The following is a 24,643-nucleotide window of genomic DNA, read 5'->3' as shown; positions in this document are numbered from 1 at the left end:
CACCGGCGCCGCCGCCGGGCCGACCCCGGCCGTCGCGGCCGCCGACCCGACCCCGAGTCCCGACCCGAGCCCGGGCGCGAGCGCCGGCAGCCCGGACGCCGCCACCTTCACGCTCGGCTACGCGCCCGACCCGGCCGCCACCGGGGCCCCGGTCGGCAGCACCACGCTGCCGGTCGGCTGCGGCGGCACCGTCTACTGGACCGGCCCGGAACCCGACCCGTCGCCCTCGGGCCAGGCCACCCCGACCGCCACGCCCTGACCCGCCCCCGGCCCCCCCGCTCCTGCGCCGTTCCCGGCTCCCTCCCCGCTCCCGGTCCCTTCCCCGCTCCTGCGCCGCTCCCAGCCAGGAGCCAGGAGCCAGGAGCCCGGTGCCGGGTGCCGGTGCCGGTTCAGGCCTGCCGGGTCGGCAGCACCACCAGCTGGCGCAGGTTCACGTGCCGGGGGCGGCTGACCGCGTAGGCGACCAGGTCGGCGACGTCGGCGGCGGCCAGCGGGCCGATCGCGTCGAACATGGCGCCGAGCTGGCCGTCCGGACCGAGCGCCGGGTTGTCGATGTGGGTGCCGAGCTCGGTGTCGGTCAGGCCGGGCTCGATGTTGGTGACCCGGACGTCGCGCGGGCCGTACTCGCTGCGCAGCGCGGCCGAGAGCTGGGTCAGCGCGGCCTTGGTGGCGCCGTACACCGCGTAGTTGGGGAAGACCACGTCCGCGCCGATCGAGGAGACGTCGACCAGGTCGGCGGTGGCGCCGGTCGCGGCGGCGGCGACCAGGTCGGGGCCGAAGGCGCGGATCATCCGCAGCGCGCCGGTCAGGTTGGTGTCGATCATGCGGGACCACTCGTCGATCCGGCCGTCGTCGACCGGGTTGGGCAGCATCACGCCGGCCGAGTTGACCAGCAGGTCGACCCGGCCGAAGGTCGCGTGGACGAGCCGCCGCGCGGCGTCGACGGAGTGCTGGTCGGTGACGTCGGCGGGCACCGCCAGGGCGTTCGGGCCGAGTTCGGCGGCCAGTGCGGCGAGCCGGTCGGCCCGGCGGGCCAGCAGCGCGACCCGGGCGCCGTCCGCGACCAGCTGCCGGGCGACGGCCTCGCCCATGCCGCTGGCGGCGCCGGTGACGACGGCGGTGCGGCCGTTCAGGGTGGGGTAGCCCATGGGAATCGCTCTCCTCGCAGGTGTGGCGGCCGGGGTCCGGCTGACGGGTACGAGTCTGTTCCGCGGCGGCGGCGCCACCCAGGGCCGAGCTTTTCCTGGGACCGCGGGAACCACCTTCGCGGCGGTCGCCGTATCGTCGTCCGCATGAGCGAACTGGGGGAGTTCCTGCGGCAGCGCCGCGCCCGGATCCAGCCGTCCGACGTGGGCCTGCCCGAGCTGGGGCGCCGCCGCCGGGTGCCCGGGTTGCGGCGGGAGGAGGTCGCGCAGCTGGCCGGGGTGAGCGTCGACTACTACGTGCGGCTCGAACAGGGGCGGGGCGACGGCGTCTCCGCGGAGGTGCTGGACGCGGTGGCCCGGGTGCTGCGGCTGGACGGCACCGAGCGCGGCCACCTGCACGACCTGGCCCGCCCGCCGCGCGGCACCCGGCGGCGCGCCCCGCAGCAGGTCGGGCCGGGGCTGCGGCTGGTGCTGGACGCGATGGCGCTGCCGGCGTTCGCGCTCGGCCGGTGCATGGACGTGCTGGCCTGGAACGCCCCGGCCGACGCGGTGATCGGGTTCTCCGAACTGCCGCCCGGCGAACGGAACATGGCCCGGCACGCCTTCCTCGGCGAGCGCGGCGCCCGGCTGTACCCGGAGTTCGAGCGGGTCGCCGCCGAGACCGTCGCCCACCTGCGGCTGGACGCGGCCCGGCACCCTGACGACCCCGACCTGGCCGCGCTGGTGGCCGACCTGACCGCCGGCAGCCCGCTGTTCGCCGAACTCTGGGCCCGGCACGGCGTCCGGGAGAAGGCTTCCGGGCGCAAGCGGCTGCTGCACCCGGAGGTCGGTGAACTGGACCTCGGCTACGAGACGCTCGTCCCGCCCGGCGAGCCGGGGCTGCAGCTGGTGGTGTACACCGCCGAGCCGGGCTCGGTGACCGCCGCCCGGCTGGCGACGCTGACGGCCGCCGTCCCGGCCTGACGGCCGCCGTCCCGGCCTGACGGCCGCCGTCCCGGCCTGACGGTCGCCGTCCCGGCCTGATGCGGCCGTCGACCGCCCGGGCCGGTCAGATGCCCAGGAAGTGCGCCCGGGCCCGGGCCCGTTCCAGCAGCGCGTGCACCTCGGCCTGGCGGCGGCCCGGGCGGTCGTTCCACACGTCGGGGGAGGGCACCGGGCGGCCGGTGGCGTGCAGCACCTCCATCACCTGGGTGCGGGCCCGGCGCACGGTGTACGCGGTGCCGTAGCCGTGCGCGAGGACGGCGGCCTGCGCGCCCAGCAGGCAGACCCGGCCGCGGGCGTCCCAGAGCGCGCCCTGCGTCCAGCCGGCCTCGGCGAGGTAGCGGGAGGTCAGCCGCAGGTGCCCGGCGACGCTGACCTGCACCGGCCGGGCCGGGCGGCGGGCCAGCAGGTCCAGCAGCGTGCGGCGGGGCAGCGGGTGGCCGTGGTTCCAGGGTTGCCGGACGCTGCCGTGATCGACCGGCGCGGTGGCGGGAGCCGGTGCGGTGGGGGCGGGCAGTCCGGCCAGGTACTGCTCGATCTCCTCGACCAGGCCGAGGGCCTGGGCGAGTTCGTGGGCGTCGAGCCGGTCGAAGGGGGGCGCGGGGACGGTCACGGCAGAACTCCTCCGGTCATTATGTCCGTATTTGTTACGGTACCGTTGATAGCCCGTCAGCGGCCGCACCGCATCAGCTCCGTGTCCGCACCGACCCCGCGCCCCCTCCCCGCTCCCGTTCGGCCCGTTCCGATCACCCCCCGGCATCGGGTTGGATGAGGGCATGAACGAGCAGACGAACGCCGTCCCGGCGTGGGAGCAGCGGTTCCGGGCGGCGCGGGTTTCCCTGCCGGACTGGGCGGACGAGGCACCCGACCGGGCGCTGTACGTGTCCAACGCGACCGGCACCTACGAGGTGTACGCGTGGGACCGCTCCACCGACGAGCACCGCCGGGTCACCGACCGCCCCAACGGCACCACCGACGCCGAGCTGTCCCCCGACGGGCAGTGGATCTGGTGGTTCGACGACACCGACGGCGACGAGTTCGGCGTCTGGCGCCGCCAGCCCTTCGCCGGCGGCCCGGACGAGGAGGCCGTCCCGGGCGTGCCCGCCGCCTACTCGGCGGGCCTGGCGCTCGGCCACGACGGCACCGTGGTGGTCGGCACCTCCACCGACGACGAGGGCACCACCCTGTACCTGCGCCGCCCGGGCGCGGCCGGCCCCGAGGTGGTCTACCGGCACGCCGAGTACGGCGGCGTCGGCGACCTCTCGCACGACGGCACCCTGCTGGCCGTCGACCACACCGAGCACGGTGACGCCATGCACTCGGCGATCCGGGTGCTGCGCCTCGCCGACGGCGCCGCCCTCGCCGAGCTCGACGAGGTCACCGGCCGGGACGAGCCGCGCGGCGTGGCCTGCCTGGGCTTCGCGCCCGTCGACGGCGACCCCCGGCTGCTGGTCGCCCACCAGCGCACCGGCCGCTGGGAGCCGATGCTGTGGGACGTCGAGGCCGACACCGAGACCGAGCTGGTCCTGCGCGACGAGCAGGGCCGCCCGTTCCCCGGCGACCTGTCCGCCCAGTGGCGCCCGGACGCCCGCTCGCTGCTGATCGAGCACGAGTACGAGGCCCGCTCCGAGCTGTTCTCCTACGACCTGGACACCGCCGAGCTGACCCGGCTGGACACCCCGCGCGGCACCGTCGCCGGGGCCACCGCCCGCCCCGACGGCACGGTGGAGTTCCTGTGGTCCTCGGCCGCCGAGCCGTCCGCGGTGCGCTCCACCTCCGGCGCGGTGGTGCTGCGAGCCCCCGGCCCGGTCCCGCCCGGCTCGGTGCCGGTCGAGGACGTCTGGGTGGACGGCCCCGGCGGCCGGGTGCACGCGCTGGTGCAGCGCCCGGCGGGCGAGGGCCCGCACCCCACGGTGTTCGAGGTGCACGGCGGCCCGACCCACCACGACAGCGACTCCTTCGCGGCCGGGCCCGCCGCCTGGCTCGACCACGGCTTCGCCGTCGTCCGGGTCAACTACCGCGGCTCCACCGGCTACGGGCAGGCGTGGACCGACGCCCTCACCGAACGCGTCGGCCTGATCGAGCTGGAGGACATCGGCGCCGTCCGCGACTGGGCGGTGGCCTCCGGCCTGGCCGACCCGGACCGGCTGGTGCTCTCCGGCGGCTCCTGGGGCGGCTACCTCACCCTGCTCGGCCTCGGCACCCAGCCCGACCACTGGACGCTCGGCCTGGCCGCCGTCCCGGTCGGCGACTACCTGGCCGCGTACGAGGACGAGATGGAGGCGCTCAAGTCGCTGGACCGCACGCTGTTCGGCGGCACCCCCGAGGAGGTCCCGGAGCGCTGGCGGGCGTCCTCCCCGCTGACCCACGTCGAGCGGGTCAAGGCGCCGGTCTACATCAGCGCGGGCGTCAACGACCCGCGCTGCCCGATCCGGCAGGTCGACAACTACGTCCGGCGGCTGGAGGAGCTCGGCAAGGTCCACGAGGTGTACCGCTACGATGCCGGGCACGGTTCGCTGGTCGTCGACGAGCGGATCAAGCAGCTCCGGCTGGAGATCGACTTCGTCCGGCGCCACCTGGCACCCGGCACGGTCCGCTGAGCTGCGCAGGACCGGGCGACGAGGGGGAGAACTGATGGGTGGACGCGCCGCGCTGGCCGTCGTCGCGGTCGGCGCCGTCCTGCTGACCGCGGCCGGCTGCTCGACGGACAGCGGGAGCCACGACTGCTACCGGGCTGCGGCCGCCCCCGGCGCCGACACCGGCCTGGTGGCGGCCGGGAGCGGCGCGGACACCGGTCCGGTCGTGCGGGCCGGGACCGGCGGCGGCGCCGGCGCGGTGGTGCAGGCCAAGAGCGGCAGCCGGACGTCCAAGGGCGGCTCCAGCGGCAGCCGGACCTCCAAGGGCGGTTCCGGCAGCAGCGGTTCGACCGGCTCCGGCACCGGCGGGTCGCACGGGACCGGCGGGTCGAGCGGTTCCAGCGGGTCGCACGGCTCCAGCGGTTCCGGCAGCAGCGGTTCGAGCGGCTCCAGCGGCAGCAACCGCACGGTGGTGCACCACTACCACCACCGCACCTCCGGCTCCACCCGCAGCGACGACTACGTCGACGACTGCGGGAACCCGTCGCCCGCACCGGGCGCCGTCGGTGCCGACTGCGCCGTCCCGACCGCGCTGCCCGGGGCCGGGTCGGTCACTGGCACGCCCTCGGCGCGGGCGACCGGCGCCGGGGCGGGTGCCGCGGCCCCGCCGGTGCCCTGCGGCGGCGCGAGCCCGGGCAGCCGGCCGACGGGCCTGCCGTCGCCGTCCGGGGCCGCCTCGAAGGCCCGCTGACCTTCGCGGGTCAGGCCCGCTGACCCCCGCGGGTCAGTCCAGGGCCGGTTCCAGTCCGAGGGACCGGTCCTGGACGGCCTCCGCCTCGCGGCGGACCAGCCGGAACCACATGAACACCACGAACCCGGCGAAGACGAACCACTCCAGGGTGTACCCGAGGTTCTGGAACGCCCGCAGGCTCAGCCCGTCGCCGCCCTGCGGCTGCACCGTGGGCACCGCGGTCAGCCCGGCCGGGACGTCGTCCGCCGCGACCCAGCCGTCGTACACCGGGTACGGCAGCGCGTTCACCAGGGTGGCCGGGCTGATCGTGCCCAGCTGCCCGGCGGGCAGGCCGCCCGCCACCGCGCCGCCGCTGCCGCTGTTCTCCGGGGCCTGCAGCCGGCCCGTCACACTGACCTGCCCGCTCGGGGCCTGCGGCGCGGCGCCGGGCTCGCCCGCCGCCCAGCCGCGCACCACGGCCACCGCCGGGCCGCCGTCGGTGAGCAGCGGGGTGAGCACGTAGTAGCCCTGGTGCCCGTCCACCGTCCGGCCCGGGACCAGCAGTTGGTGCGCGTCGTCGTACGAGCCGGTGACCCGCACGGTCCGGCCGACGGTGTCGGTGCCGACCTTCGCCGCGCGGTCCGGCAGCACCGCCGTCAGCGGCTGCGCCTCGGCCAGCGCGGACGCGGCCGCCGCCTTGCCGTTCTCCTGGTGGGTCGACACCCGGGACTCGAAGCGGTCCAGCTGCCAGGTGCCCAGCATCAGGCAGACCACGATCGCCGCCACCGCGACGACCGTGCCGACGAGCCACCGCGGGCTGAGCAGGAACCGGTACACCCCACCACGGTAACCATTCCTGACATCCCGGATGACCGCGGGTCGGCGGCCCGCCCTCGGGACATCCCGGATTCGGGATAACATCCTGGATATGGGACAGGACGAACCCCCGGACGAGGAGGGCCGCCGCCTCGCCGCCCGCCTCGCCGCACTGCGCGCCGGACGCGGCTGGTCGCTGGACGAGCTCGCCCGCCGCAGCGGCGTCAGCCGCTCCACGCTCTCCCGGCTGGAGCGCGCCGAACTCAGCCCGACCGCCGCCCAGCTCGGCCGGCTGTGCACCGCGCACGGCCGCACCGTCTCCCGGCTGCTGGCCGAGGTCGAGGCGGACCCGCCCGGCCTGCTGCGGGCCGCCGACCAGCCGCGCTGGCACGACCCGGCCACCGGCTTCGCCCGCCGCTCCGTCTCGCCCCCGCACCCGGGACTGCGCGCCGAACTGGTCGAGGGCACCCTCCCGCCCGGCGCGGAGGTCCGCTACGCCGCCCCGCCCGTCCCCGGCCTGGAACACCACCTGTGGGTGCTGGAGGGTGAGTTGGCGCTGGAACTGGACGGTGCCGCGCACCGGCTCGGCGCGGGCGACTGCCTCCGCTACCGGCTGCACGGCAGCTCCGGGTTCCACAACCCCGGCCCCGACCCCGTCCGCTACCTGATCGCGCTGGTGCTGCCGTGAACCCGTCCGTGAACCCGTCCGTGAACCCGACGGTCCGCCCGCTCACCCCCGACACCCTGGACGCCCGCCGGGACGCCCTCGCCGACCTGCTGCTGGACGCGGTGGCCGACGGCGCTTCGGTCGGCTTCCTGGCCGGGACGGACCACCGCGAGGCCGCCGCCTGGTGGGACGGCCTGCGCCCGTCCGTCGCCGCCGGGACGCGCCTGCTCTGGATCGCCGAGGACGCCGCCGGTCGGGCCCTGGGCACCGTCTCGCTGGTCCGCGAGGAGAAGCCGAACGGCCGCCACCGCGCCGAGGTCGCCAAGCTGCTGGTGCACCGCGACGCCCGCGGCGCGGGCCTGGGCCGCCGCCTGCTGCGGCACGCCGAGGACGCCGCCCGGGCCTGCGGCACCACCCTGCTGCTGCTCGACACCCAGACCGGCAGCCCGGCCGAGCACCTCTACCGCACGGCCGGCTGGACGGCCTTCGGCACCGTCCCCGGCCACTCCGCCACCCCGGACGGCGTGCTCGCCGACACCACCTACTACTACAAGCGGCTGGGCGCCTGACGGCAGGAAAGGTGGGGTACGCGTCCTTGCTGCCACCCGGCCGGTCCGCCACCCTGGGAGCATGCCGACCCGCAGCGTGCTGATCGTCCTGTTCGACGGGGTGCAGAGCCTCGACGTCACCGGCCCGCTGGAGGCGTTCCACGGCGCCGGCTACCCCGTCACCACCGCCTCGCCGGGCGGCCGGCCGGTGCGCAGCAGCAGCGGCCTGACCCTGCTGCCCGACCTCGACCTCGACCTGGCCGGGCCCGCGCACACCCTGCTCGTCCCGGGCGGGGCCGGCACCCGCGGCGAGGTCGCGCCCGGACTGACCGCCCGGATCGCCGACCTGGCGGCCGGGGCCGAGCGGGTCGTCTCGGTCTGCACCGGCACCTTCCTGCTCGCTGCGGCGGGCCTGCTGGCGGGCCGCCGGGTCACCACCCACTGGCGGCACTGCGCGCTGCTGGCCGCCCGGTACCCGGAACTGACCGTCGACCCGGAGCCGATCTACGTCCGGGACGGCCGGTTCCTGTCCTCGGCGGGCGTCACCGCGGGCATCGACCTGGCGCTGCACCTGGTCGAGGAGGACCTGGGGCGGGAGGTCGCGCTGGCGGTCGCCCGCAACCTGGTGGTGTTCCTGCGCCGCCCCGGCGGCCAGGCCCAGTTCTCCGCCCAGCTGTCGGCGCAGTTCGCCGAACGGGACTCGGTGCGCGAGGTGCAGCGCTGGATCACCGAGCACCCGGAGGAGGACCTGTCGGTGGAGTCGCTGGCCCGCCGGGCCTCGCTGTCGCCGCGCCAGTTCGCCCGGGTCTTCGCCGCGGACGTCGGCACGACCCCCGGCCGGTACGTGGCCGGGGCCCGGCTGGAGGCGGCCCGCCGCCGGCTGGAGGACAGTCGGGACGGCATCGAGCAGGTGGCCCGCTCCTGCGGGTACGGCTCGGCCGAGGCGATGCGCCGGGCCTTCGCCCGCACCCTGGCCACCACCCCGGCCGACTACCGCCGCCGCACCCGCTGACGCGGGCTCAGCTCACCGCTGCGCCGCTCTCACCACTGCGACCAGGTCAGGTTCCAGCCGCTCAGGCCGTTGGCGGGGTCCAGCGGCTTCTTCTTGACCGAGTTCCGGACGATCACCACGTCGCCGATCTTCGAGGCGTTGTAGACCTTGCCGCCGGGGGTGTCGTCGCTGCCCGCCGGGGTGTCGGGCAGGCCGATGCAGCCGTGGCTGATGTTCGTCCGGCCGGCCGCCCCCCAGGCGTCCGGGTTGCCGTGCAGGTAGGTGCCGGAGTTGGTCAGCCGCAGCGCGTGCGGGTCCACCGTCTTGTAGCCGGGCCCCTTGAGGTCGGTCTGGCCCTCGGAACTCATCGGCTCCATCCGGCTCTTGGCGGAGATGACCATGGTGCCGTTCCAGGACGGGTTGTCGTCGGTGCCCGCGACGATCGGGACGGTCTGATCGGGCTTGCCGTCCTCGTGGACCACCATCTGGTGGGTGCGGGCGTCGACCTCGCTGATCCGGGAGCGGGCGATGGTGAAGTGCTCGTCGCGCTGGGTCGCGCCGTACACGCCGGGCGCCAACTCCACGCTCCTGGTGCGCAGGTGGACCTGGACGGTGGTCCCGGGGGTCCAGTACTCGGCGGGGCGCAGGTCGAGCCGGGTGTCGTTCTCGAACCAGTGGCCCCTGACCTCGCGGCCGTCCGAGGTCTCGACCACGATGGCCCGCTCGACGGCCTCCTTGTTCTTGACCTTCACGCCGAAGTTCACCGAGATGATCATGCCGACGCCGAAGTCCTGGCCGGTCACCACGTTGTCCTCGACCTTGGCGGTCCGCTGCGGGACGAGCGTGCTGAAGGTGCTGGTAGCGGTGGTGGCCACGCCGTCGGTGTCGGCGGCCCTGGCGTTCACCCGGTAGGTGGTGCCGACCGAGAGGCCGCCGGGGGCCGGGGTCCAGGTGAGGTTGTCGGCGGCGAGGGCGCCCTCGACCGCCTTGCCGTCCTGGTCGGTGACGGTGACCTCGGACAGCTTGCCGGACGCCACCGAGACCTTGACCGCGCCCGGGGCCACGTCCTTCGCGCCGTTGCCCGGCTCGATCGACAGCACCGCGGCGGACGCCTTCGCCTGCGCCGGCGTGCTCGCCGCGCCCCCGCCCGCCGAACCGCCGGTGCCGCCGCCGGTCCCGCCGGTGCCACCGGCGCCGCCGCCCCCGCCACCGCACGCGGTCAGCAGCAGCGCCCCGCCCAGAATCGCGCCCATCATCGTTGTCCGTCGCACGACGCCCCCTCCATCCGGTCTTTCCGGAAGAGGTACACGCCCCGGGGGAGGCCCGGGTTTCGGCCGGGACCCCGGAGAAGTGTCACGGTTTCGCACGGCCGTGCGACGACGTGCCCGTCCCGGGCCGCGGGCAGCACGCCGTGCCGGACGACCCGGACGCCTCCGCCGCCGAGCCGGCCCGCTTCCCGACCGCCCGACGGCCCGCCCCCTAACGGTCTGTCGGTCTACGCGGCCCCGTCCGGGCGCTGGAACTCCGGCTGGTCCAGCAGCCGCAGCCAGCTGCCGTCCGGCTGCTGCCGCACCACCTGGGCGCGGGCCCCGGCGCCGTCCTTCGGCGGGGTGGCGGTCAGCGCGATGCCGTCCGCGGCCAGCGTGGGCAGCGGCGGTTCGGGCGTGAACCGCGGCCGGTGGGCCAGCACCTGCGCCCACAGCTCCTGGATCGCGGCCCGGCCGACCGTCAACCGCCCCGGCGGGTACGCCAGCACCGCGTTCTCCTCGTACAGCGCCGCGACCCCGGCGGCGTCGCCCGCGTTGGAACGTTCCACGAACAGCCGGGTCAGGTCCTCCGGCCGCATCGCCTTCTCGTACTCGCCCATCGCCGTTCCTCCTCGTCGTCCTGTCCTTCCTCCAGCCTCCTCCCGCCCCGATCCAGAAGTCCAACAGCTGGTTCTGCTCCGAACTAGAATCAGGAGTCATGGAACTGAGGCAGCTGGAGTACTTCGTCGCGGTCGCCGAGGAGCGCAACTTCACCCGCGCCGCCGAGCGGGTGCACATCAGCCAGTCCGGAGTGAGCGCCCAGGTCCGGCAGCTGGAACGGGAGTTGGGCGCCGAGCTGTTCGACCGCACGGCCCGCACCGTGACGCTGACCGTCGCGGGCAAGGCCGCCCTGGAGCACGCCCGGCAGGCGCTGGCCGCCGCCCGCGCGGTCGGCCAGTCGGTCGGCGAGGTCACCGACCTGGTGCGCGGCAGCCTGCGGCTGGGCATGGTCGCGGGCTGCACCCTGGCCCCGCTGTTCGACGGCCTGGCCGCCTTCCACCGGGCCCACCCCGGCGTCGAACTCGCCCTGCTGGAGGCCGACTCCGAGCGCCTCACCGAGGACGTCCGCACCGGCGCCCTCGACCTCGCCCTGATCGGCCGCCCCGCCCCCGCCCCCGACGGGCTGGACGCGCACGTGCTGGTCAGCGAACCCGTGCTGGCCGCCGTCCCGCCCGGCCACCCGCTGCTGGACGTCCCCCGCCCCGCCCTCGCCGACCTGCTCGCCCACCCGCTGGTCTGCATGCCGCGCGGCACCGGCCTGCGCGCCGTCCTGGACCGCGACTGCGCGGCCCACGGCCTCACCCCGCACGTCGCCCTGGAGGCCACCGCCGCCGCCGCGATCGCCGACCTGGCCGCCCGCGGCCTCGGCGCGGCCGTGCTCAGCCGCTCGATGACCGGGTCCTTCCCGGCGCTCGTCCCCGTCCCCGTCGCGGGCCTGAGCACCCCGGCCCTGCTCGCCCTGGTCAACCGCCCGTCCCCGCCCCCGGCCCTGCGCGCCCTGCTCACCGCCCTGCGCCGGGCCTTCCACCTCCCGACCTGACGGAAGGGCCGCCGGAACACCGGCGGCCCTTCCGCGGAGCGCCGCCCCTCAGTTCACGAAGGCCAGTTCGTGCGGCGTCCCGTTGAACCGCAGCCCGCCGTCCTCGGTGACGGTCACGATGTCCTCGATCCGGACGCCGAACCGCCCCGGCAGGTAGATCCCCGGCTCGATCGAGAAGCACATGCCGGGCACCAGCGGCTGGGTCTCGCCCTCGACCATGTACGGCGGCTCGTGGGTGGTGAGCCCGATGCCGTGGCCGACCCGGTGGATGAAGTACTCGCCGTACCCGCCGTCGGTGATCACCTTCCGGGCGACCCGGTCGATGTCCTGGCAGGTCACCCCGGGCGCGACGGCGTCGAACGCGGCCTGCTGGGCGCGCCGCACCAGGTCGTGGACGGCGAGCACCTCCTCCGGCGGCTCGGTGCCGACGAACACCGTCCGGGTGGTGTCGGAGCCGTAGCCGTCCTTCAGCCCGCCGAAGTCCAGCACCACGGTGTCGCCGCGCCGGATCACCCGGTCCCCGGCCTCGTGGTGCGGGTTCGCCCCGTTCGGCCCGGAGCCGACCACGGTGAAGTCGACCTGGCTGTGCCCGTGCTTCGTGAGCAGCGCGGCCAGGTCGGCGGCCACCTGGTTCTCGGTCCGCCCGGCGAAGTCGACGCCCAGGATCTCCCCGTACGCCAGGTCCGCCGCCGCCCCGGCCGCGGCCAGCCGCTCCAGCTCGTCGTGGTCCTTCACCGCCCGCAGCATCGGCAGCACCGCGGTCAGCGCCGCGTACGAGCTGCCCGGCAGGGCCTGCTGCAGCCCGAGCAGGTGCATCGCCCAGGCGTTGTCGGAGATCCCGTACCGGCCGCCGCCGTCCAGGTTCGGCGCCAGCACCGCGTACGGGTCGGTGCCGTCCGTCCAGTCGGCCATCCGGACGGCCTCCGCGCCCGGCGCCTGCTCGGCGTCCGGGCGTTCCAGCTTCGGCGCCAGCAGCACCGGTTCGGCGCCGGCCGCGAGCACCAGGGCGGTCAGCCGCTCGGTCATCGCGGTCGGCTGGTAGCCCGTCAGGTAGGTCAGGTCGGGGCCGGGGGTGACGACCAGTCCGGCCAGCCCGGCGTCCGCGGCGGCGGTCGCGGCGCGGGCCATCCGGGCCTGGAAGTCGGCGGTGGTGAACGGCGCGGGCATGCTCTCCCTCTCGAATCAGCGGTGGGCGGCGGCCGCGTAGTGGCGCAGGAACAGCGCCTCCACGGTGGCCATGTGCTCGATCTCGGACGGGTCCACGCTCTCGTTCGGCGCGTGGATCAGGCAGCGCGGCTCCTCCACGCCCATCAGGATGATCTCCGACTCCGGGTACTGCGCCGCCAGCACGTTGCACAGCGGGATCGACCCGCCCTGCCCGAGGAAGGACAGCGGCTTCCCGTAGACCTCCCGCGCGGCCGCGTCCAGCGCCCCGTACGCCGGGCCGTCGGTGGCGGCCCGGAACGGCGAGCCCTTCGACTCCGGCTCCACGGTGACCCGCGCGCCCCACGGCGCGGCCGCCACCAGGTGCGCGGTCAGCGCGTCCTGCGCGGTCCCGGGGTCCATGCCGGGCGGCACCCGCAGGCTGACCCGGGCCCGGGCGGTGCCGGGGACCGCCGCGGCCGAACCGACCACCGGCGCGCAGTCGATGCCCAGCACCGTCACCGCCGGGCGGGCCCACAGCCGGTCCGCGACCGTCCCGGAACCGGTCAGGCCGACGCCCTCCAGCACGCCCGCGTCCGTCCGGAACTGCTGCTCGTCGTAGCCGACGCCCTCCCAGGTCCCGCCGTTGTCCAGCCCGTCGATCCGGGTGCCGCCCTCGGCGTCGCGCAGCGAGTCCAGGATCCGGACCAGCGCGGCCAGCGCGTCCGGCGCGGGGCCGCCGAACATGCCGGAGTGCACGTCCGACGCCAGCGTCCGCACCGTCACCACGACGTTCGCCAGGCCGCGCAGCGAGGTGGTCGCGGTCGGCACCCCGACCGCCGCGTTGCCGGTGTCGCAGACCAGCAGCACGTCCGCGTGCAGGTCCTCGGGGTGCTGCGGGACGTACGCCTCCAAGCCGCCGGTGCCCTGCTCCTCCGAGCCCTCGGCGACCAGCTTGATCCCCACCGGCAGGTCGTCGCCGAGCGCCCGCAGCGCGGTGAGGTGCATGACGATGTTGCCCTTGCAGTCCGCGGCGCCGCGCCCGTACCAGCGCCCGTCCCGCTCGGTCAGCTCGAACGGGGGAGTGGTCCAGGCGGCGTCGTCCAGCGGCGGCTGCACGTCGTAGTGGCAGTACAGCAGCACGGTCGGCGCGCCCGGCGGCGGCGGGCGGTGCCCCAGCACGGCGTGGCTGCCGTCCGGGGTCTCCGCCAGCCGGACGTCCTGCAGGCCGGCCTCGGTGAACGCGGCGGCCACCCACTCGGCGGCCTGCCGGCACTTCTCCGGCGGCTGCTGCCGCGGGTCGGCGACCGAGGGGATGGCGACCAGCTCGGCCAGATCCCGCTTTGCCTGCGGCATCAACGCCGCGATGCGGGCGGCCAGTTCGGTGTCACTGCTCATCGTCTCCCCTTCAGTACCTGATCGTGTCATCGGTCTTGATGTCCTCGATCTTCTCCTGGTAGTCGTCCAGCTGGTCCGGGCAGTAGACGCTCAGGATCAGCGCCTCCGCCTGCACCGTCCGGGCCGCCACGACGACCGGCCGCTGCCCGGGACCGGCCGCCCCGTTCGACATCTGCACCCGCTGCAGGCCGGTCTTCAACGAACTCGCCGGGTCCTCGCACACCGCGCCGCCGTCCGTCCCCAGCGTCCGGGCCACCTGCTCCCGGTCCGGCGTCGGGTAGCCGTCCGCCTGCAGCTTGGAGATCAGCTCGTCGGCCTTCCGGAACGACTCGTTGGTGGCGTGCTGCTGGGTGAACGTCAGCAGGCCGACCACGACCATCGCGACCAGCAGCACGATCGCGCCGACGTAGATCCACTTGTGCTGCGAAGCCATCCGGGTGCTCATGCCGCCTCCTCCTCGACGGCCGCCGCCGCCGCGGGGTCGCGCCACTCCGGCTTGCTGGCCTTCAGGAAGCCGAACGGGATGATCACGCCCAGCAGCAGCAGACCGCCGCCGATGATCCCGATGTACGCCCACACGCTGCCGCCGCCGAACTGCGAGGACGGCACGAACCCGATCACCATCGCCGCCGCCGACGCCAGCAGCCCCACCACGCACAGCACCACCAGGGCCGGGGCGCGGTAGCCGCGCGGGTGGTCCGGCTGGAGCCTGCGCAGCCGGATCGCCGCCGCGAACATCAGCAGGTAGACGATCAGGTACACCTGCGTGGTGATCACCGAGAAGATCCAGTACACGCTGGAGACGTTCGGGATGAACGCGTACATCAGCGCGATGGCCGTGGTCACCACGCCCTGCGCGACCAGGATGTTCTGCTGGATGCCGTGCTTGTTGAGCTTCTGCAGCGACGGCGGCAGGTAGCCCTCCTGCCGGGAGATCATCAGCAGGCCCTTGGACGGCCCGGCCAGCCAGGTCAGCATGCCGCCCAGCGAGGCCGCGACCAGGCCCACCGCGATCAGCGGGGTCAGCCAGCCGATGTGGAAGTACTGGAAGAACGCGTCGAACGCCTGCATCACGCCCGCCGTCAGTGACAGCTGGTCGGCCGGCACCACCCAGCTGATCGCCAGCGCGGGCAGGATGAAGATCAGCAGCACCATCCCGACCGCGAGGAACATCGAGCGCGGGAACTCCCTGCCCGGGTTCTTCAGCGAGGAGACGTGCACCGCGTTCATCTCCATGCCCGAGTAGCTCAGGAAGTTGTTGACGATCAGCACCAGGCTCGCCAGGCCCGTCCAGGCCGGCAGCAGGTGGTCCGCCGACATCGGCGCCGCCGAGGCGTTCCCCTGCCCCAGGAACACGAAGCCCAGCACCACCAGCAGCGCGCCCGGGACCAGCGTCCCGATGATCAGCCCCCAGGACGCCAGGCCCGCCACCGCGCCCGTCCCGCGCGAGGACACCCACACGCCGGTCCAGTACAGCACCATGATCACGATCGCCGTGTACAGGCCGTTGCTGGCCAGGCTCGGATCCACCACGTACGCGATCGTGCTCGCCACGTACGCCAGCAGGCTCGGGTAGTAGAAGATCGTCATCGCGAACTGGCACCACACCGCCAGGAACCCCAGCGGCTTCGACAGCCCCTGGGCCACCCAGTTGTACACGCCGCCTTCCCAGCCCGAGGCCAGCTCCGCCGAGACCAGCGCCGTCGGCAGCAGGAACACGATCGCCGGCACCACGTACAGGAACACGCACGCCAGCCCGTACACCGCCATCGTCGGCGCGGACCGCAGGCTCGCCACCGAACTGGTCGTCATCAGCGCCAGCGTCACCCAGGTCATCCTGGGCACCGCCACCGTCCTCACCCGTTTCGCCGCCACCGCAGCCGTCCCCTCCGGGACCGGCACATCCGCCGCGCTCATCCACCGCCTCCTCGCAGCGGCCCCGCCCACCGGAGCCCGCCCCTCCACCCTCCGGCCCCCGCCCCCACCCCGCATCCGAAAACCCGTCACCACCCCCACCCCCCTCACCGGAACAGCCCAACGCCACCCCCTGACACCCCCTCACCCGCCCGCACCGTCCACACCCTGTGGAGAAGACCCGCTTAACGGGCGGAGGGGCCCACCCGGTCGTCCGGACGGGCCCCTCGGCCGTTCACGCCCTTACTGCGGTCTCGCCGGTCGGCGAACGGTTTCAGGCCGGGGCGTGATGCTCACGGTGGTAAGCCAAGAAACGCCGCTCGATCTGGTGGGCAGGGATCTCGCGCAACCGGCCGATGACCTGTTCGGTGGACCGGTCGGTGATCGCCAGGTCGTCGGCGATGACCAGCATGCCGAAGTCGAAGAGCTTGTGGTGGTTGGGGCACAGGCACAGGACGTTCGAGGCGATGTCGGGACCGTTGTGCGGTCGCCCCAGTCCCTGGATGTGCGCGGCCTCCGCGTAGGCGCCGGTCGGTGTCCCCAAGCGGATGCCGCACACCTGGCAGGAGAAATCATGGGCCCGCTTCACGTAGTTCGCGACGGCGCTGCTCCGGACGATGCGCATGAACGATGCCTCGACGCGCGTCAGCGTCTCCTGGCCGGCCGGCACGGGGAGGGTCGGAGCGGGTTGGGTCGGAACGGCGAGGGGCGGAACTGGCAGGAGCGGTTCGTTGGGCAGTTTGACCAGTCTGTAGCGCCAGACCAGGTGACCGGACTGCCCGCGTTCGGACCAGTAGTCGTCGACGAGGTAGAGCCCGTCATACCTGTACCCGGACGCAGGGGAGTGCTGTGGATCGCCGCTCGCCCCGCGGACGACGCGTACGGGTCGTCCCGCCGTCCTGCTGGTGACGAGGGCCGCGTTGCCCAGGGTGAGTTGCTGGTCGGACGCCTGCTGCCCGGTGCGCTCGTCACGGCCGCCCTGGCCCGTGTAGATGATCGTGTCGCCGAGGTCCTCGTCGTCCTCGTACCCACCCGACACGACGATGGACTCAGCACCGTTCTCCCTGGTCCCGCAGATGCCGCCTTGGAGCGGCCGGTGCACCTGTGCGCGGTGGAGCGCCGCACGGTTGGCGAAGACGGTGCCCGCCTTGACACCGGGGACCGGTCCGAAGCCGTCGAACACTGGGCCCAGCAGCAGGGCGTCCCGCAGCAGGCCGTGCGGTGCCTCGCCCTCGAAGAACCGGGACACCAGATCGTCGGTCACCAGACGCCGCGCTTCCGGGTCATCGGCGAGGAGGTCGTACACCCAGCCCTCCAGACCGCCTCGGGGGTTCTGGGAGTTCAGCCAGGGCAGCAGCTTCGAGCCCCGTGCCACCGGCACTTCGCCCATGACGCCGTCGAGTTGCCACAGGCCCGAGTTCTGCAGGGCCACGAACGGGTACTGCGGCGCCGGGTCGGACCCGGGGCGACCGTACTCCTTCAGGAGTCGCTTCAGGTCGGGTCTGGCGTCCTTCCAAGGCAGCAGCCGCGCTCGCCCTGTTGCTGCCCGACCCATCGCCCAGAGCAGGGTGATCGGCTGGTGCCGAGCGGGCTGACCGGAGGACCGGTCGACATGGAGTCCGGCCACGGCCGAGCGGATATCGTCTAGGTGCTTCGTCATCAGGTATCGCGTCCCCTCATGGTCCCCCCAAAGTGGGCGACCACCCGGAGCACGAGCCGTCCAGGTGGGCGCGCACGACGAGGAAGGGCCCTGCCGGATCTCTCCGGCAGGGCCCTTCCTGCTACTACGAAGTCGGGGTAGCGGGATTTGAACCCACGGCCTCTTCGTCCCGAACGAAGCGCGCTACCAAGCTGCGCTATACCCCGGTCCTGCTTTGTTGCCTTCCGTGTCCGGCGCAACGAGTAGAACTCTACAGGAGGTGGGGCCAGAGACGAAATCCGGTTTAGGGCTGGTCAGCGTGGGGCGGGGGTGAGGGTGAGGAGGGTGGCTTCGGGGGGGCAGGCGAAGCGGACAGGGGTGTAGCGGTTGGTGCCGCAGCCGGCGGAGACGTGGAGGTAGGAGCGGTGGTGGGGGGTGGTGTGGGTGGAGAGGCCCTTGACGCGGTCGGTGTCGAGGTCGCAGTTGGTGACGAGGGCGCCGTAGAAGGGGATGCAGAGCTGGCCGCCGTGGGTGTGGCCGGCCAGGATCAGGGGGTAGCCGTCGGCGGTGAAGGCGTCGAGGGTGCGGAGGTAGGGGGCGTGGACGACGGCGAGGGAGAGGTCGGCGTCGGGGGAGGGGCCGCCGGCGACGGCGGTGTAGTCGTCGTGGCGGATGTGCGGGTCGTCGAGGCCGGCGAACTCGATGTCGAGGCCGGCGACGGCGAGGCGGCCGCGGGCGTTGTTGAGGTTGAGCCAGCCCGCCTGGTCGAAGCCGTCGCGGAGCTTCTGCCAGGGGTTGTGGACGGCGCCGCTGATGCCGCGGCGGCCGGTGCCGTCGGGGTTGTTGGTGCCGTGGGCGCCGCTGCGCAGGGCCTTGAGGTAGCGGGTGGGGCTCTTGCGGGCGGGGCCGTAGTAGTCGTTGGAGCCGAAGACGTAGACGCCGGGGAAGTCCATCAGCGGGCCGAGGGCGTCCAGCGCGGCGGGGACGCCGAGCGGGTCGGAGAGGTTGTCCCCGGTGTTGACCACCAGGTCGGGGCGGAGTCCGGCGAGGCTCTTCAGCCAGCGCTGCTTCTTGTCCTGGCCGTTGACCATGTGGATGTCGGAGACCTGGAGGATCCGGACCGGCCGGGCGCCGGCGGGCAGGATCGGGACCTCGACGCGGCGCAGGCGGAACGAGCGGACCTCGTACCCGGCGGCGTAGACGAGACAGGCGGCGCCGGTGGCGGCGATGCCGAGCGGGACGGAGTACAGCGGTCGCATCGGTCCATGGTCGCAGACGGGGTGAACGGTCCGACGGGCGCCCGGGGAACGGGGGTGCTGACGCGGCGTCAGGGGCGGACCGGCGGTAAATGGGGCGGCGGCGGGGCGGGGCAGGTGCCAGAATCGGCGGCATGACGACAGTCAAGTAATGCTGGGATACATGGACGGTGTGATTCAGGCTGTCCCCGCACTCCTGACCGAGTGCGGGGCCCCTTGCATCCGGGATTAGCGGCTCTTGCGGGCTGCGCCGTCGGGCCAGACGATCGTGACCGGCAGACCGGCGGCGCGCGCTCCGGAGACTGTGTCGGCGGTGCCTCCGCGCCCGTTGCCGGGCTGGCCGTCCCAGACCGCGAAGAGGAGGTCGGCGCGGCGGAGGAGTTCCTCGTTGGCGGCTTCGTACGCCTCGCGGTTGGCCTCGGCATGCGGCATCACCACGACTTCGGTCGCGGCCTGGTGGAGCCGGTCGAACTCCTCGGCGTAGTCGGGCTTGACCTTGGTCTGCCGGTAGTCGGCGGACGGGACGACGACGACCAGCTGTCCGCCGGCCGACAGCACGGCGTCGGCGAAGATCGCGTCGGCCCCCTTGGCGATGCAGGAGACTCCGGTCAGGCCGTTGTCGGCATGGTCGGCGAGCAGGGCGGTCAGGGTGTCGCGGACCAGAGTGACGCTCTCCTCGGTGAGGTCCATGTGCCCGGTTACCGCGATGACGGTCATGCCGTTCCCCTTCGGTCAGTTCGCCAGTAGCTCGCGGATGCTATCGCGGGCCTCTCGCACGGCCGGGTGGGTCGAGTGGCCGACGGTGTAGTGGTAGAGCCCGCCGAGCTGGGTCCGTACGCGGTCGGACCCGGTGCGTGCCGCGGCAGCCACGGCCTTCCTGGTCTCCTCAACCGCGGCCGTGAGGTCGCCCGCGAGGAACCGGGTCTCGGCGAGCCCGATCCGGTCGAGGGCGTGGGACCGGCCTGCCTCGGCTCCGCGTTCGGCCAGCGCTGTCCTGATGTGCTCGGCGGCCGCGTCGGCGTGGGCTCGGGGGTCGGTGCGGGCGAGGTCGAGCAGTCGTCCGCCGGTCACTCCGGCGATCTCGGCACGGTTGAAGTAGGCGATCCAGTGGGGTTCGTCGTCCGCGGGCCTGGCGGATGACAGCTCGTCCTCGGCCTGGCCGGTGGCGCGGCGAAACGATGCGACCCGTCCCATTGCCGCGTAGGCCCACGCCTCGCGCGTCCGGAGCATGGCTCGGATCCTCGGGCCCGCGTGTCCCTGGCTGCCGTCCTGGGCGAGCCTGACCAGTTCGAGGGCATCGCCCGGCCGTCCGGTGTAGAGCATCTGCCGTGCCATGCCGGCGAGAACGTTTGCGCCGAAGGCTCGGTCCCCTGCCTCGTGTGCGGATCGGAGGGCAAGTCGGTAGTAGTCCTGGGCGCGGCGTTGATACCCGGAGTCCCACATCATCGTGGCGGCAGTGCCCGCGAGTTGGGCCATCACGCCATGCAATCGGCTTTTGATCTCGGGGAGTTGACGGTCTTCGAGCGCGGCGGCGACGTCGTTGAGCTGGCCGAGGACGGCTTTGGCCCGCAGGCCGCCTCCGAACCGGTGGTCCCACTGACGGAAGGCCACGGCGGAGTGTTCGAGCTGGGCCACGTCGTGTCGACCGAGTCTCCCCGGACGGGCCCGGTCCGATGTGGCGGCGGGTGCGGCGAGCCATCCTTCGAGCGGGTCCAGGAGGGCGGCTCCGGTGATGGCGGCGGTGGCCAGCAAACGGGCGGCGGTACGTCTGTCCATGGCGAGATCAGTTCTCGTGAGGCGGGTGGCGAGTGCGGTTGTCACCTCCGGTCGCCACGGGAAGTCGTCGTCCGGAGGACGGGGGTCGGCCGGTCGCTGGGGCTGCTCGGTGTCCGTCTCCCAGGGTCGCGATGCCAGTCCGAGAAGGCGGCCGGGAATCCCCAAGCCGTCGGCGATGCGCGCGATCACTTCATATGACGTGATCCTTTTCGCCGGGTCGGACATGATTGTAGAGACCTTGCCCGGGGTGAGTTGGCAGGCTGCGGCGATCTTGTTCTGCGAGTGCCCGCCGTACTTCTTGATCAGTGCGAAGGCGGCGGCGAAATCGTGCTCGCCGAGTGCCAGGCGGAGGTCTTCGCGCGCCAGTAACTCGGCAGACAGCAAGGGGCCTCGGGTCCGGCCGGGATGCGTCATCGGGCACTGCCTTCGCTGGGGAGCATAGCGGGATACGGATCATCAAAAACCGTCCCAGAGAAGAGTATTACCGCCTAGGGAACACCTCGTGGGCATCGTTTGAGATCTGTACCGGACCGATCCTTCTTGTGCGTGCTTCCCGCGCACAGCACAACGACACCACTGTTCGAGAGCTGGTCCGACGGTGGCGTTGCCCGACTGAATGGGACTGGAGGTCGAATGTCCGGAAGTGTCACTGCCCCGCTCGTCGGGCTCTCTGGTAGTGAGAACTTCGCGGTGGTCGCGGTCCAACCGACGGACGCCGGGTGCCACATGGTGTTGCCGTGCGGCCCGGAGGCTGCTGCGCCCGCTCGGAAGCTGGTCGAGTCGGCTTTCGAAGCCTGGTCCGGTGGTCGGCTGGTCGACGCCGGAAAGCTGCTGGTGACAGAGCTGGTCGCCAACGCGGCCAAGCACACGGGCTGTCGGCGGATCGGGATCGCGGTGCGGCGCCGGCCTGCCGCGTTCTGGGTCGGGGTGCGCGACTCCTCGGGCGAGTTGCCCGCGTTGATGGCTCCGGCCCACGAGGCGGAGTCCGGTTACGGCCTGGGGCTGGTCGCGGCCTTGTCCCAGCGCTGGGGCGTGACATGCGAGTCGCGCGGCAAGTGGGTCTGGTTCGAGTTGAGGTTGGAAGCATCGTGAGTGTTCAGTACGCCGCCAGCGGTCGCCATCGCGGTGAGAGCGACGACCCGATCGAAGCCATGCTGACGTTCCTGTGGCTACTCGGGAATCTGGTCACCGTCCTTGTGCTCGGAATGACGGCCCTCCTTCAAGTCGGCCACGACCGGGCGGAGCCCGTGGTGGCGCTCTCCTCGCCGGACCGCGAACCTCCGGCCTGACCGCGGTTACTCCGCAAGGCTCCCGATCCGGCGTCTTCCACCTTGCGGCTGGGGATGCGGCTCGCGGAGCCCACGACACCAGAACCGACCGAGGAATGGAGTTCAGATGGGTATGGGCCATGGGCCTTTTGTCACCCTCGACGGTCTCAGCGCGAGTGGCAAGACCACCGTCGCCCCGCTGGTCGCCGCCCTGCTCAACGGAGTCCACCTGACGGACGAGGTGTTGCCGACCTTCCCGCGGATGCGGGCGGAGGTGGACGCCACCGGCATCCTCTCGGCCCGATTCCACTGGTGGATGATGGCCAACCACGTCAAGTCGGAGTCCGCCAGGGCAATCAGCCAGAGTGGCCGCCCGGTAGTGGTCGAGTCCTACTTCCCGCGCACCATCGCCACGCACAGGGCGATGGGGCATGACTGCTCCCCGGAGTATCCGAACGGGGTCTTCGTCCCGGACGTGGCAGTGATGTTGGAGGTGGACGAGCGCGTCCGCCAGGAACGCATCCGACAGCGGGCCGAGCAGGGGACGCTGAGCTACTGGCACCAGCGCGAGGAGCCGAACGTCGCCGAAAGCTCCCGCGTGTACCGGGCATTCGGGCTCCTCTGTGTGGACGGCACCGGCCGCACGCCGCAGGAAGTGGCCCGCGCGATAGTCGATATCGTCCGCTCGCAAGTCCCCAGACCCCGACTGGAAAGGTCAACTCATCATGACCGCAACTGAGTTCGAAGCGAAGATCCTCAACATCGAGCCGGCGAAGATCCGCGCGCTGCTGGCCGAGGCTGGGGCCGAGCACCTGGGCGACCGTTTCCAACGCCGCTACGTCTACGACATTCCCGGCCGACCCGGCACGTGGGTCCGCCTCCGCGACACCGGCAGCGGCATCACGCTGTGCGTCAAGGAGATCCACTCCGACGCGATCGACGGCGTCTCCGAGACGGAGACCAGCGTCGGCGACTTCGACACCACCAACCTGCTGCTCGGCAAGCTCGGTTACCAGCCGAAGGCGTACCAGGAGAACCGCCGGTCGTCCTGGACGCTGAGCGGTGCGGCCGTCGAGATCGATGAGTGGCCGCTGATCCCGCCCTACGTGGAGATCGAGGGCGACAACGCTGAGCATGTCTACGCGACGGTGAAGGCGCTCGGGCTTCCCCTGGCCGAGCTGACGAGCGAGAACACGACCAAGGTCTACCGCCGGTACGGGATCGACATCGAGGCGATCCCCCGGCTCACATTCGAGTGAATGGAGGCACCTTGTCTGCCACCCAGGGCCCGGCAATTCGGGTCGTCCGGGACAGGACCATCCGCATCAAGGTGATCGACGACTGCGGGTTGGCCTGCACGTTCTGCCACAACGAGGGAACGCCCGTCACCGCCGACAACAAAGGTCGCACTCTGCTGCCCTTCGTGCCGGGGCCGGGCGGGACCGGCCGCGTGTCGATCTACACCGAGACCAATGGCGTGAACTTCGTCGCCGCGAAGATGGCCCCGGACCTCCCGTTCCGGCGGGCGGTGCGAACCGTTGCGCAGGCGTTCGACGCGCGCGAGGTGCACCTGACCGGCGGCGAACCCACTCTCCACACGGAGGTGTCCTCGCTGGTCTCGGCTCTCACCGGCATGGGCTTGACCGTCGGAATGACCAGCAACGGCGAGCGCGGTCGGCAGGTCATGCCGGACTGCTCCGCGGCGGGCCTCAACCGGGTCAACGTCTCGGTCTTCGGCACCACCGCCGAGGAACTCCAGGCCGTTCAGTCCGCGCGCTTCAAGTCGGCGGGGCTGGCCGAGACGAAGATCCGGGCCGCCGTCCAGACCATCCGGGCCGCCGTGTCCAACGGGGTGAAGGTCTCCGTGAACATCGTCGTCCCCGGCATGGCCCACGTGGACCGGGTCGTCAACCTGATCGAGTCGCACGGCCAGTTCGCGGATGTGCGGATGCTCACCAGCATCCAGGACGGCCCGGAGTCCATCGCCGCGATATCCGAGGTGCTGACCCGTGTCGGCGCGGAACCGGTGCTCCGGACGTTCACCGCCGGCACGTCCGACGAACGCACCCTCTACCGGGCGCTCGGCGGCCGTGCCGTCTACGTCAAGCGGCTGCTGCCGGTGCGGCTCCCGGACACCTGCGCGTCGTGCCGGTTCAACAACGACACGGACTGCCAGGAGGGCTACTACGGCGTCCGGTTGTACCTCACGGAGCAGGGTGAGTACATGGTCGGCGTCTGCATCCAGCGCATGGACCTATGCGTGCCCGTGGCCGACCTGGCGAAGAGCGGGATCGTGGAAGAGGTGCAGGCGTTCAAGGACGCCGAGGTCCGGCGTCTGACGAGCGAGTACAGAACTGCCGCCTGACCGGCACAGGCGCAGCACGGCCCGACCGGCCGCCCCTGGTTCCGTGTGCAGCTCGGGGCGGCCGCCTGTTGCGAAGGGAGCGCCCTTGGGTGGAAGAGGAGGAAGGGCTCGACCGGGAGACCCTTTGGAGTTGCACCCGCGACTGCGCAGGATCTACGGGAGGCCATCCCGGCGGCTCGCCGTGACTGCCCTACCTGTCGCCGTCAGCCTACGGCTGACGGCAAACAATGACACACGGACTAGACCGTGTGTAAGGATGGCGGCACCGCCCACCGTTTCCAGTGGAAACAGCAGCGGACGCACCGAGGCCCCCGACAATGCCAGTGTCGGGGGCCTCGTTGTGGGCTACTTCAGCGCGGCGACGATGACGCCGGCTGCCGTGATGACGAGTCCCGCGAGGGGGATCGCGTTGTCACGGAGCCAGGCGCGTGCAGTCGTGGTGCGCTGTCGTTGGCCTTGTCGTCCCATGGATCATCCATCCACTCGGTCTCAGAAAGTGTGGGGTAATTGATCAACTGCGTGGCGTGATCCAGTGGCTGTGATCTTCGCGGTCGGGTGTCCGCGAAGATCGCCGCCATGTGCG

General features: G+C 72.8%; 25 protein-coding genes, 1 tRNA gene and 1 pseudogene. 13 read left to right on the top strand and 14 right to left on the bottom strand.

All coding sequences use genetic code 11. The features are described 5' to 3' along the window. Positions 1 to 259 (top strand): annotated as a pseudogene (locus tag ACWEO5_RS30745) (hypothetical protein); the annotation flags it as partial. A gap of 130 nt (positions 260 to 389) precedes the next feature. On the opposite strand, the gene ACWEO5_RS30740 reads toward ACWEO5_RS30745, so the two are convergent. Next, a complete protein-coding gene (locus tag ACWEO5_RS30740) occupies positions 390 to 1,148 on the bottom strand; it encodes an SDR family oxidoreductase (protein WP_452165454.1) in 759 nt (252 codons plus the stop codon). A gap of 144 nt (positions 1,149 to 1,292) precedes the next feature. Here ACWEO5_RS30740 and ACWEO5_RS30735 point away from each other — a divergent pair, with 144 nt between their 5' ends. Then, complete coding sequence (locus tag ACWEO5_RS30735; protein ID WP_452165453.1) at positions 1,293 to 2,108, top strand: helix-turn-helix transcriptional regulator; 816 nt, start codon at positions 1,293 to 1,295, stop codon at positions 2,106 to 2,108. Between the two features lie 85 nt (positions 2,109 to 2,193). Here the strand turns inward: ACWEO5_RS30735 and ACWEO5_RS30730 are convergent, their stop codons facing one another. Further along, on the bottom strand, positions 2,194 to 2,739 hold the full coding sequence (locus tag ACWEO5_RS30730) for a DUF6197 family protein (protein ID WP_452165452.1): 546 nt from the start codon (positions 2,737 to 2,739) through the stop codon (positions 2,194 to 2,196). A 163-nt stretch (positions 2,740 to 2,902) separates the two neighbouring features. On the opposite strand from ACWEO5_RS30730, the gene ACWEO5_RS30725 reads away from it, so the two are divergent. Continuing rightward, the gene (locus ACWEO5_RS30725; RefSeq protein WP_452165451.1) at positions 2,903 to 4,726 is read left to right on the top strand and encodes a S9 family peptidase; all 1,824 of its coding nucleotides are present in this window, start codon (positions 2,903 to 2,905) and stop codon (positions 4,724 to 4,726) included. Between the two features lie 34 nt (positions 4,727 to 4,760). Continuing rightward, entirely contained in the window at positions 4,761 to 5,453 is a 693-nt protein-coding gene (locus ACWEO5_RS30720; RefSeq protein ID WP_452165450.1) for a hypothetical protein, read from the top strand. A gap of 33 nt (positions 5,454 to 5,486) precedes the next feature. Here ACWEO5_RS30720 and ACWEO5_RS30715 read toward each other — a convergent pair whose 3' ends face one another. Next, positions 5,487 to 6,269: an SURF1 family protein gene (locus ACWEO5_RS30715; RefSeq protein ID WP_452165449.1), complete on the bottom strand. Its 783-nt coding sequence runs from the start codon at positions 6,267 to 6,269 to the stop codon at positions 5,487 to 5,489. A gap of 91 nt (positions 6,270 to 6,360) precedes the next feature. Here ACWEO5_RS30715 and ACWEO5_RS30710 point away from each other — a divergent pair, with 91 nt between their 5' ends. From ACWEO5_RS30710 to ACWEO5_RS30700, 3 genes are all read left to right on the top strand, one after another. Next, positions 6,361 to 6,936, top strand: a complete 576-nt coding sequence (locus ACWEO5_RS30710; RefSeq protein WP_452165448.1) for a helix-turn-helix domain-containing protein — start codon at positions 6,361 to 6,363, stop codon at positions 6,934 to 6,936. Next, positions 6,933 to 7,484, top strand: coding sequence for an N-acetyltransferase family protein (locus ACWEO5_RS30705; RefSeq protein ID WP_452165447.1), 552 nt, complete (start codon positions 6,933 to 6,935; stop codon positions 7,482 to 7,484). Before ACWEO5_RS30710 ends, ACWEO5_RS30705 begins: the two co-directional genes overlap by 4 nt. Before the next feature lie 61 nt (positions 7,485 to 7,545). Then, a complete protein-coding gene (locus ACWEO5_RS30700) occupies positions 7,546 to 8,475 on the top strand; it encodes a GlxA family transcriptional regulator (protein ID WP_452165446.1) in 930 nt (309 codons plus the stop codon). Positions 8,476 to 8,504: 29 nt separating this feature from the next. Here ACWEO5_RS30700 and ACWEO5_RS30695 read toward each other — a convergent pair whose 3' ends face one another. Then, on the bottom strand, positions 8,505 to 9,725 hold the full coding sequence (locus ACWEO5_RS30695) for an Ig-like domain-containing protein (protein ID WP_452165445.1): 1,221 nt from the start codon (positions 9,723 to 9,725) through the stop codon (positions 8,505 to 8,507). 224 nt (positions 9,726 to 9,949) lie between these two features. Then, the gene (locus ACWEO5_RS30690) at positions 9,950 to 10,321 is read right to left on the bottom strand and encodes a YybH family protein (protein WP_344549562.1); all 372 of its coding nucleotides are present in this window, start codon (positions 10,319 to 10,321) and stop codon (positions 9,950 to 9,952) included. Positions 10,322 to 10,419: 98 nt separating this feature from the next. Here ACWEO5_RS30690 and ACWEO5_RS30685 point away from each other — a divergent pair, with 98 nt between their 5' ends. Further along, complete coding sequence (locus ACWEO5_RS30685) at positions 10,420 to 11,301, top strand: LysR family transcriptional regulator (protein ID WP_452165444.1); 882 nt, start codon at positions 10,420 to 10,422, stop codon at positions 11,299 to 11,301. 48 nt (positions 11,302 to 11,349) lie between these two features. Here ACWEO5_RS30685 and ACWEO5_RS30680 read toward each other — a convergent pair whose 3' ends face one another. The 9 genes from ACWEO5_RS30680 to ACWEO5_RS30640 form a co-directional block, all read right to left on the bottom strand. Then, positions 11,350 to 12,468, bottom strand: a complete 1,119-nt coding sequence (locus tag ACWEO5_RS30680; protein ID WP_452165443.1) for an aminopeptidase P family protein — start codon at positions 12,466 to 12,468, stop codon at positions 11,350 to 11,352. Between the two features lie 15 nt (positions 12,469 to 12,483). Beyond that, positions 12,484 to 13,842, bottom strand: coding sequence for a M20/M25/M40 family metallo-hydrolase (locus ACWEO5_RS30675; protein WP_452165442.1), 1,359 nt, complete (start codon positions 13,840 to 13,842; stop codon positions 12,484 to 12,486). 10 nt (positions 13,843 to 13,852) lie between these two features. Continuing rightward, the gene (locus tag ACWEO5_RS30670; RefSeq protein WP_452165441.1) at positions 13,853 to 14,287 is read right to left on the bottom strand and encodes a hypothetical protein; all 435 of its coding nucleotides are present in this window, start codon (positions 14,285 to 14,287) and stop codon (positions 13,853 to 13,855) included. Beyond that, a complete protein-coding gene (locus tag ACWEO5_RS30665; protein ID WP_452165440.1) occupies positions 14,284 to 15,759 on the bottom strand; it encodes an APC family permease in 1,476 nt (491 codons plus the stop codon). Before ACWEO5_RS30665 ends, ACWEO5_RS30670 begins: the two co-directional genes overlap by 4 nt. Before the next feature lie 271 nt (positions 15,760 to 16,030). Next, the gene (locus tag ACWEO5_RS30660) at positions 16,031 to 17,416 is read right to left on the bottom strand and encodes a YDG/SRA domain-containing protein (protein WP_452165439.1); all 1,386 of its coding nucleotides are present in this window, start codon (positions 17,414 to 17,416) and stop codon (positions 16,031 to 16,033) included. Between the two features lie 132 nt (positions 17,417 to 17,548). Next, positions 17,549 to 17,622: transfer RNA gene (locus ACWEO5_RS30655), tRNA-Pro, on the bottom strand. Between the two features lie 87 nt (positions 17,623 to 17,709). Next, positions 17,710 to 18,654: a metallophosphoesterase gene (locus ACWEO5_RS30650; protein ID WP_452165438.1), complete on the bottom strand. Its 945-nt coding sequence runs from the start codon at positions 18,652 to 18,654 to the stop codon at positions 17,710 to 17,712. A gap of 225 nt (positions 18,655 to 18,879) precedes the next feature. Continuing rightward, positions 18,880 to 19,368, bottom strand: a complete 489-nt coding sequence (locus ACWEO5_RS30645) for a hypothetical protein (protein ID WP_452165437.1) — start codon at positions 19,366 to 19,368, stop codon at positions 18,880 to 18,882. 15 nt (positions 19,369 to 19,383) lie between these two features. Continuing rightward, positions 19,384 to 20,811, bottom strand: a complete 1,428-nt coding sequence (locus ACWEO5_RS30640) for a hypothetical protein (RefSeq protein WP_452165436.1) — start codon at positions 20,809 to 20,811, stop codon at positions 19,384 to 19,386. Positions 20,812 to 21,060: 249 nt separating this feature from the next. On the opposite strand from ACWEO5_RS30640, the gene ACWEO5_RS30635 reads away from it, so the two are divergent. The 5 genes from ACWEO5_RS30635 (at position 21,061) to ACWEO5_RS30615 (ending at position 24,060) form a co-directional block, all read left to right on the top strand. Next, positions 21,061 to 21,519 carry an ATP-binding protein gene (locus tag ACWEO5_RS30635; protein WP_452165435.1) on the top strand — a complete coding sequence of 153 codons (459 nt, stop codon included), beginning with the start codon at positions 21,061 to 21,063 and terminating at the stop codon, positions 21,517 to 21,519. After that, the gene (locus ACWEO5_RS30630) at positions 21,516 to 21,716 is read left to right on the top strand and encodes a hypothetical protein (RefSeq protein ID WP_452165434.1); all 201 of its coding nucleotides are present in this window, start codon (positions 21,516 to 21,518) and stop codon (positions 21,714 to 21,716) included. The genes ACWEO5_RS30635 and ACWEO5_RS30630 overlap by 4 nt, the downstream gene beginning before the upstream one ends. A 106-nt stretch (positions 21,717 to 21,822) precedes the next feature. Continuing rightward, positions 21,823 to 22,434 carry an AAA family ATPase gene (locus ACWEO5_RS30625; protein WP_452165433.1) on the top strand — a complete coding sequence of 204 codons (612 nt, stop codon included), beginning with the start codon at positions 21,823 to 21,825 and terminating at the stop codon, positions 22,432 to 22,434. Then, positions 22,421 to 22,954 (top strand): class IV adenylate cyclase, encoded by a 534-nt coding sequence (locus tag ACWEO5_RS30620; protein WP_452165432.1) that lies wholly within the window; start codon positions 22,421 to 22,423, stop codon positions 22,952 to 22,954. The genes ACWEO5_RS30625 and ACWEO5_RS30620 overlap by 14 nt, the downstream gene beginning before the upstream one ends. 11 nt (positions 22,955 to 22,965) lie before the next feature. Then, positions 22,966 to 24,060 carry a radical SAM protein gene (locus tag ACWEO5_RS30615; protein ID WP_452165431.1) on the top strand — a complete coding sequence of 365 codons (1,095 nt, stop codon included), beginning with the start codon at positions 22,966 to 22,968 and terminating at the stop codon, positions 24,058 to 24,060. Positions 24,061 to 24,643: the final 583 nt, after the last annotated feature.

The organism is Kitasatospora sp. NPDC004272, from assembly GCF_053603035.1.
The sequence above is the reverse complement of the archived record's forward strand: the minus strand, read 5'-3'. Positions and strand labels throughout refer to the sequence as shown.